Origin of the sequence: Scandinavium sp., from assembly GCF_032012665.1 — a bacterium.
GTDB lineage: Bacteria > Pseudomonadota > Gammaproteobacteria > Enterobacterales > Enterobacteriaceae > Scandinavium.
This window is the reverse complement of record NZ_DALZVG010000061.1, coordinates 1-1,976: the sequence shown is the minus strand read 5'-3', so window position 1 is coordinate 1,976 and position 1,976 is coordinate 1. Positions and strand designations below refer to the sequence as shown.

The following is a 1,976-nucleotide window of genomic DNA, read 5'->3' as shown; positions in this document are numbered from 1 at the left end:
TCCTTCCCGGCAATCAGGTCTGCGCCGCCAATGTGCGCCTGGTTACCAGCGGCGATAACCACGTTACCGCCCGTTGAGCCGACGGTACTGAAGCTCTGGCTTTGCGTGGTGCCCGCTTCACGCAGGTCGTGGGTGGATTTGCTGCTGCCGACGGTGATGCCGATACCGCCGGTGCCCATCAGGCCGCTCTTCTTCTCTTCCTTAAAGCGCCAGGAGGAGTCGGTGTTGGTCGCCGCCACGATATCGACGTTGTTACCTGCGCCCAGCGCCACGGTGTTATCGCCCACCACGGAGGAGCCTTTCACCAGCAGGTTGTTGCCCGCCTGCACGGTCACGTCCTCGCCGGAAAGCAGGGTGCCTGCTTCGCGCGTCGCGCTGTCTTCCTCGATGGTGTGGGTCGTTTTCTTGCTGAGGAACCCTTTTTTGGTCTTCGTCTCTTCCTTGTAGTGATAGTCGCTTTCCGTCGCGGTGGTCAGGTTCACGTCGCGGCCTGCCGCCACGCCGATATCACCGCTGGCTGTCACCTGTGCGGCTTCGCTGCTCACGTCGCGTCCGGCGATAATCGTGGTGTTGCCACCGCTGGCGATTTCGGTGCCCTGCTGGCGCACAGATTCATCGATAACCGTTTTCTTGCTGCTGTGGCTGCTGCTGCCCGTGGTGGTGGCTTCCGCCAGCAGGTTCACATCACGTCCGGCCTGAATGCCGACATTCCCTTCCGCCGCGATGCCTGCTGCCTGGCTGGTAACATCCCGCCCGGCAACCAGCGTCACGTTGTCGCCCGCTGAAACGGTGGTTCTGTCGGCGCTGCTCTGATGGATTTCGCTGCCGCCCGTGCGGCTGGTCTGTCCGTTGCCCGCCGCGTTCAGGTTCAGGTCATTGCCCGCCACCAGCTGCGCGGTTTTGCCTGCGTCAATGGCGCTCGCCGTGACGTTCAGGTCGTTGCCCGCCTGCATCACCGCGTTACCGCCCGCCGTGATGCTGCTGCCCTGATTTGAGGTGGATGACGAAGCCGTGTCTTTTTGACCCCGGAAGCCCGACCGGCTGCTGCTGTCGGTTATCTGGTTGGCGGCAATGTTGATGTTATTGCCTGCGCCCATGGCGAGGTCGCCGCCCGCGGCCACTTTCGCGCCAGTGATGTTGATGTCTTTTGCTGCCGACATACTCAGGCCGTCAGTAGCGGTGACAGAGGCCGCTTGCCCCACGTCGGTGCCGCTGACGTGGACGTTTCCACGACGGCTGTCATCGCCCACGCTCCACTGCTGCGTTTGGGTGATGTTGTTGATGCTGCCGCCCACGCTTTCCAGCTGTACGGTTTTACCGCTGATGGCTGAGCCGATGTTATTGATGTCACCCAGCGCGCTCAGGTCCAGCCCACCGCCTGCGTTGATAAGCCCGGCGTTAAGGTTGCTCAGGCTGTTGCTGCTGTCGATGGCAAGACCGTTCTGCGCCAGCAGCGAGCTGCCGCTGTTGGTGACGCTGCCGCCCGCCAGCTGCACGTTGTTGCCGCCGATCACGCTGCCGCTCTGCACCGTCACATCTTTTGGCGACAGATACACTTTTGGCACCATCACGGTCTGACCGTTAATGGTCGCGGTTTCATACCACAGGATACTGTGGTCGAGCGCTGCCACCTGGTCGGCGGTGAGCGCGACGCCAAACTTCAGGCCGAGCGAACTCTGTGCCTCGGCGGCGTTATCCATCAGGTAGCGCATCTGGTCGAGGTCGGAGCCGAGGCCGTTGATGTAGCGCGAGCCAGTCTGGTTCAGCACATAGTTGGACACATAGCGGGTATCAAACGCCGCATCGCCGAGGAAGCGATAGTCTTTGTCCGGGTTCAGGCTGAGGCGGCCCAGCATATACGACGAGCCGAGGAACTGGTTTATGTCGGTGTACTGGCTGCCCGTCTCGCGCGGGGCTGCGCCCGGGTTCATGCCGAGCAGCTTATACAGATCGCCAAACAGCGACGGATCGAGCTG

The 1,976-nt window shown here is 62.1% G+C and carries 1 protein-coding gene; it reads right to left on the bottom strand.

Features of this window, described 5'->3' with window-relative positions:
* On the bottom strand, positions 1-1,976 hold a 1,976-nt coding region (locus RTU33_RS21775), incomplete at both ends, for a hemagglutinin repeat-containing protein (RefSeq protein ID WP_312630165.1).